Raw genomic sequence first — 5789 nt, forward strand, 5'->3', positions numbered from 1 at the left:
TCCCGGCCGGCCAGCTCGTCATCGGCTGGACCAACGACTGGGGGGACGCCGGGGTCGACGCCGCCGCCGGGCGCCCCGACAAGCCGGTCGCGGCGGGGCAGGTCAGCCGCCGCGCCGTGGGGACGGCGGCCGCCGTCGCCGCGCTCGCCTGCGTCGTCGTGTCGCTGCTGCTGGGGCCGGCCGCCGCCGCGGTGTCGCTGCTCGTCGTGGCGTGCGGGGTGGGCTACGACCTGGGGCTCAAGGGCACCCTCGCCAGCCCGCTGCCGTACGCCGTCGCCTTCGGGGTCCTGCCCGCGGTGGCGACCCTCGCGCAGCGCCCCGCCGTGTGGCCGCCCGCGGCCGTCTGCGTCGCCGCGGGCCTGCTCGGGGTGGCGGCGCACCTGGCCAACACCATCCCCGACGCCGAGGAGGACGAGCGGACCGGCGTCCGCGGGCTGCCGCAGCGGCTGGGGCCCCAGGTGTCCGCCCTGCTGGCCGTGCTCGTCATCACCGTCGCCGCCCTCGTCCTGCTGCCCGGCGCGGTCGACGGCGGCGGCGTGCGCGCGGTCGTGGCGACCATGCTGCTGGGCACCGGCGTCCTCGTGGCCGTGCTCGCCGGCGCGCAGGTGCTCGTCACGGGCTGGGCCGGGGGACCGGGGCCGCGCCACGACCGGCGGGCGGTCGGCCGCTCCGCGTTCTGGCTCGTGGTCGCGGCGGCGGCGCTCGTCGTCGCCGGCTTCCTGGCCTCCTGAGCGGCGGGGACCGCCGGGCCGGGGCTGCCCCCGCCGGGCACGGCGCGCGCGCCGGGGCTCAGGGTCGGCGCGCCGCGTGCCGATACCGGGGTGTGCGCCGCATCGAGCACCAGGACGGGCGCCGGAGGACGAGCTGGGTCGTGGCCGGGACGGTGGCCGTGGTCCTCGGGGCCGCCTTCGGCGCGCTGGTGCACGCCCTCCCGGGCGACAGGCTGCTCACCACCGCCGTCGACGACCTGGTCCAGCTCGTGGCCCCGCTCGTAGCGTCCGTGCTCTGCGCGACCACGGCCCGCCGGGCCACCGGACCGGACCGTCGGCTGTGGTGGTGGCTGGCCGCGGCGACCGCGTCCTGGGCCGCCGGGCAGACGGTGTGGAGCTGGTACGAGCTCGTCCTGCGCCGGGAGACGCCGTTCCCGTCGCCCGCCGACGCCGGCTTCCTCGCCTTCCCGCTGCTCGCGGCCACCGGCCTGCTGCTGTGGCACGGCGGTCCCTACCTGTCCGCGGGCGCCCGCGACCTCATCGACGGCGGCCTGCTCGCCGGGGCCCTGCTCATGGTGTCGTGGAAGACCGCCCTCGGCGCCGCCATGCAGGACGGGGCCGGCCCCGGCCTGGGCTTCGTGCTCGGGCTCGCCTACCCCGTGGGGGACCTGGTGTCGGCCACGGTCGTCCTGCTCCTCGTCGCCCGGACCGGGGTGGCGGCCCGGCCGCACGTCGCGCTCATCGCCGCCGGGCTGCTCAGCCTCGCCGTGGCCGACTCCGCCTACGTCTACCTCCTCACCGTCGACGGCTACTCCAGCGGCAACGCCATCAGCGCGGGCTGGGTGACGGGCTTCCTGCTCATCGGCGCCGCCGCGTTCGTCGGCCGCGACCCCGGCGCCGCGGTGGACCAGCGCGACGAGCCCACCCACGGGGTGCTCGTGCTGCCCTACGTGGCGGTGGCCGTGGCCCTGGCGCTCGTCGTGCAGACCGCGCTGCGCGGCCAGGTGCTGTCCAGGCCGGAGGTGCTGCTCGCGACCGCGCTGGCCACGCTCCTGCTGGCCCGGCAGTACCTCGTCGTGCGGGACAACGACCGGCTGCTGCGCGAGGTCCGCCAGCGCGAGGCCGCCCTGGCGCACGAGGTCATGCACGACGGCCTCACCGGGCTGTCCAACCGCGCGATGCTCCTGCAGCGCCTGGACCAGGTCGTCGCCGGCCACCGGCGCCACGGCCGCGGCCTCGTGGTCATGTTCTGCGACCTCGACGGCTTCAAGGCGATCAACGACACCTACGGCCACCTGGCCGGCGACGGGGTGCTGCGCGAGGTCGCGCTGCGGCTGCGCGCCGGCGTCCGCTCCACCGACACCGTCGCCCGGCCCTCCGGCGACGAGTTCGCCGTGCTCATGGAGCCGCCCCACGACGACCCGCTGCGCGTGGCCGGCCGGCTCATCTCCGCCCTGTCGGCGGACGTCGAGCTGCCCGAGGGGACGGTGCGGACCGGCGTGAGCATCGGCATCGCCGTCATCCCGGCCGGCGCCCCCGGCGGCGCGGTGACGTCCCGCTCGCTCATCGCGGCCGCCGACTCGGCGATGTACTCGGCCAAGTCCGGCGGCAAGAACCGCGCCGTGCTCGTCGAGGTCGGCGTCCCGGGGGCCGCCCGTGCCGACGAGACCGTCGGCGACGACCCGCTGCACCGCACCCGCTGACGCAGGACGCCCCCCGCGGCGTCGGCCGGGGAGGGCGTCGAGGTCGTGCCGGTCGCTGCTGTCAGGCGGCGACGAGGCGGCCGGCCGCGAGGACGGCGCTGCGGTGCTGGCGCGGGCTGGCGACGGCCGCACCCACGCGGGTGAAGGCGCGCAGCCGGGCGACGTAGGGCTCGCCGGTGCCGAGCATGACGTCGACGAGGACCGGGCTCACGCCGGTGGCCGACGCGCGCTGGGCGAGGGCGAAGAGGGTCGCGGCGTGGGCGTCGAGGCCGTCGCGGTCGACGACCTCGGCGAGGGCGACGACGGAGGCGGCGTCGAAGCGGGTGCTGCCGACGGTGGCGTCGGTGGCGGTGCTGCTGACGGGGGTGACGGTGCTCGTGGTCATGGCGGTGTGCTCCTCTCGGGCGTCGGGTCCCGCTGCGCTGGGGGACGGTCGTCCGGTCGTGGCTGGATGGGGGTGACGTGCTGGTCAGGTGCCTGCGGTGCCGTGGTGCTGCCCCAACGGTAGGCACTCGGGCCCATAAGGTCCAACGATGATCCCGCATAGATGCGATCGCCTATGCTTATGACCATGACGGCCGTCGGGGACATCGAGACCAAGCACCTGCTCGCCCTCGCGGCGGTCGCCGAGGAGGGCTCGTTCAGCCGTGCCGGCCACGTCCTCGGCTTCAGCCAGTCGGCCATCAGCCAGCAGGTCGCCTCCCTCGAGCGGGCGCTCGGCACGCCGGTGTTCGACCGTCCCGGGGGCCCGCGCCCGCCGTCCCTCACGCCCGCGGGGCGGGTGCTGCTGCGCCACGCCGGCGCGGTGCTCGACCGGCTGGCCGTCGCGGTCGAGGAGCTCGACGAGCTGAAGGCAGGCACGAGCGGCCGGCTGTCCATCGGCACGTTCCAGTCGGTGTCGGTCCAGCTGCTGCCCCAGCTGCTCGGCCGGCTGCGCGAGGAGACCCCGCGCCTGGACGTGCGCCTGGTCGAGGACGAGGTCAACGACCTCGCCGACCGGGTGGTGAGCGACGAGCTCGACCTCGCCTTCGCGGTGGGCCCGGTGACCGACGACCGGGTGGAGTCCCTGCTCGTGCGCCGCGACCCGATGATGGTCGTCGTCCCGCCGTCGTGGGCGCCGGAGGGCGCGACGTCGTTCCCGCTGCGGGACCTGGTGGGGCGGCCGATGATCGGCCAGTCGGTCATGGACTCCTGCCAGCGGCGCATCGACGCGGGCCTCCAGGCCGCCGGCGTCGACCCCTCCTACGTGTTCCGCACCAACGACAACGGGGCCGTCCAGGCCATGGTCCGCGCCGGCATCGGCGCCTCGGTCATGCCGCTGCTGGCCGTCGACGTGGCCGACCCGGGCGTGCGCGTCCTCACTCCCGAGCCGGGGCTGCCGCTGCGCCACATCGAGCTCGTCTGGCGCCGCGGCAGGACGCGCACGGCGGCCGCCAGCCGCTTCGTCGCGCTCGCCGAGAGCACCGCCGACGGGGCCGGGTTCGCCCTGGGGGGGGCCGGCACGACAGAATCGGTGCATGCCTGACCTGGACGACGCCCAGCTCCGCGCCCTCAGCGGCGACGAACCGTTCGACCGCGCGCGCAGCCACGACACCCCCGAGGTCGTGGAGCGCAAGCGCGCAGCCCAGGGCGCCGACCACGTCGCCCCCTTCGAGGTGTGGCGCACCGACATGCTCGGGGCCATGCGCCGGGCCGGTGTGAGCGAGCCCGACGCCCACCTGCCGCACGTCGACCCGCTGTCCGGCGGGGTCCACGCGCGCCTCGTGGTGCTGCAGGAGGCGCCCGGCGCCACCACCCTGGCCAGCGCCGGCGGCACGGGGATCACCTCGCCCGACAACGACGACCCGGTCTCGGAGCGGCTGTGGCGCCTGTGCAACGAGGCCGGCCTGGCCCGCCACGAGGTCGTCCACTGGAACTGCGTCGCCTGGGCCAAGGACCTCAAGCTCGAGCGCGCCCTGGTCCGCGCCACGCTGCGCCGCTGGCTGCAGGTCATGGAGGGCCCGACCCGGGTCGTCCTGCTCGGCACGGCCGCCAAGGGCTTCCGCCCCGACGTCCGCTCCGGGCTACCCGAGGCCGAGATCACCGACGTGCTGAGCAGCGCGAGCAGGGTGGCGCTCGCCGACGCCCGCGTCGACTCCAGCATCGTCGCCGCGCTGCGCGGCTGGTGACCCGCACCGCCTGAGCACCTGCCGGTCCGCCCGGCACCCCCGGCCCGGCCGCCCCCGCAGGCGGCCGGGCCGGCGTGCGTCCGGGGGCCCGGCCGGCGGGGGGTGCCTACCCTGGGCGCGTGGTCGCCTCCCGCTGGGTGCTGCACGTCGACCTCGACCAGTTCCTCGCCGCCGTGGAGGTCCGGCGGCGGCCGGAGCTGGCCGGGCGACCCGTCGTGGTCGGCGGCGACGGCGACCCCACGAAGGCCCGCCAGGTGGTGGCCACCGCGTCCTACGAGGCCCGCGCGCGCGGCGTCCGCTCGGGCGTCCCGATGCGGCGGGCGCTCGCGCTCTGCCCGGACGCGGTGTTCCTGCCCTCCGACCGCCCGGCCTACGACGCGGCCTCCGCCGAGGTCATGGCCGTGCTCCGCGCCTCGGGCGAGCCCGTGGAGGTGCTCGGCTGGGACGAGGCCTTCGTCGGCACCGACGGCGACCCGCGGGCGCTCGCCGAGCGGCTGCGCGCCGACGTGCGGGAGCAGACCGGGCTGTCCTGCGCGGTCGGCATCGGCGACACCAAGCCCCGCGCGAAGACCGCGACGGGCTTCGCCAAGCCCGGCGGCATCGCCTCCCTCACCCGCGAGGACTGGCTGCCGGTGATGGGGGAGCGGCCCACCCGCGCGCTGTGGGGCGTCGGCCCGCGCTCGGCCGCCCGGCTGGAGGAGCTCGGCATCACCACCGTCGCCGGGCTGGCCGCGGCCGACCCCGCCGCGCTCGCCACGGTCTTCGGGCCGTCCACCGGACCGGGCCTCGTCCTCGCCGGGCAGGGCCGGGGGAGCGCGACCGTCGACCCCACACCCTGGGTGGCCCGCTCCGCCGGCCACGAGACGACCTACGCCGAGGACCTCGACGGCCCGGACGCGCTGGCGCAGGCGGTCCGGGTGCTCGCCGCGGCCGTGGCGGCCGACGTCGCCGCCGACGGCCGGCTGGTCGAGCGGGTCGCGGTCAAGGTCCGGTACGGGCCGTTCCTCACCCGCTCCCGCAGCGTCCCCGTCCGCCCCCCGACGAGGGACGCCGCGACGCTGGAGCAGGCGGCCCTGCTCGCGCTCGCCCGCTTCGACGCCGACCGGCCCGTCCGCCTGCTCGGGGTCCGCGCGGACTACGCGCAGGCCGCGGCGACCACCGGCACAGGCGCGGGGGCCGGCCCTGGCGCCCCTGCCCCCCCCGCGGGC

Annotated in this window: 6 protein-coding genes; 5 read left to right on the plus strand and 1 reads right to left on the minus strand. The window is 77.4% G+C overall.

Annotated elements, in window-relative coordinates; all coding sequences use genetic code 11:
- Positions 1 to 731 (plus strand): UbiA family prenyltransferase (locus WCS02_RS16540; protein ID WP_340295230.1); only part of this gene is annotated, 731 nt, incomplete at its 5' end.
- A gap of 140 nt (positions 732 to 871) precedes the next feature.
- The gene (locus WCS02_RS16545) at positions 872 to 2413 is read left to right on the plus strand and encodes a diguanylate cyclase domain-containing protein (protein ID WP_340295232.1); all 1542 of its coding nucleotides are present in this window, start codon (positions 872 to 874) and stop codon (positions 2411 to 2413) included.
- Between the two features lie 61 nt (positions 2414 to 2474).
- Here the strand turns inward: WCS02_RS16545 and WCS02_RS16550 are convergent, their stop codons facing one another.
- Complete coding sequence (locus WCS02_RS16550; RefSeq protein ID WP_340295234.1) at positions 2475 to 2798, minus strand: hypothetical protein; 324 nt, start codon at positions 2796 to 2798, stop codon at positions 2475 to 2477.
- Between the two features lie 186 nt (positions 2799 to 2984).
- Here WCS02_RS16550 and WCS02_RS16555 point away from each other — a divergent pair, with 186 nt between their 5' ends.
- The 3 genes from WCS02_RS16555 to WCS02_RS16565 all read left to right on the plus strand — a co-directional run.
- Entirely contained in the window at positions 2985 to 3938 is a 954-nt protein-coding gene (locus tag WCS02_RS16555; RefSeq protein ID WP_340295236.1) for a LysR family transcriptional regulator, read from the plus strand.
- Positions 3931 to 4581, plus strand: coding sequence for a uracil-DNA glycosylase family protein (locus tag WCS02_RS16560; RefSeq protein ID WP_340295238.1), 651 nt, complete (start codon positions 3931 to 3933; stop codon positions 4579 to 4581). The genes WCS02_RS16555 and WCS02_RS16560 overlap by 8 nt, the downstream gene beginning before the upstream one ends.
- A 119-nt stretch (positions 4582 to 4700) precedes the next feature.
- On the plus strand, positions 4701 to 5789 hold a 1089-nt coding region (locus tag WCS02_RS16565; protein WP_340295240.1), incomplete at its 3' end, for a DNA polymerase IV.

The organism is Aquipuribacter hungaricus (assembly GCF_037860755.1).
GTDB lineage: Bacteria > Actinomycetota > Actinomycetes > Actinomycetales > JBBAYJ01 > Aquipuribacter > Aquipuribacter hungaricus.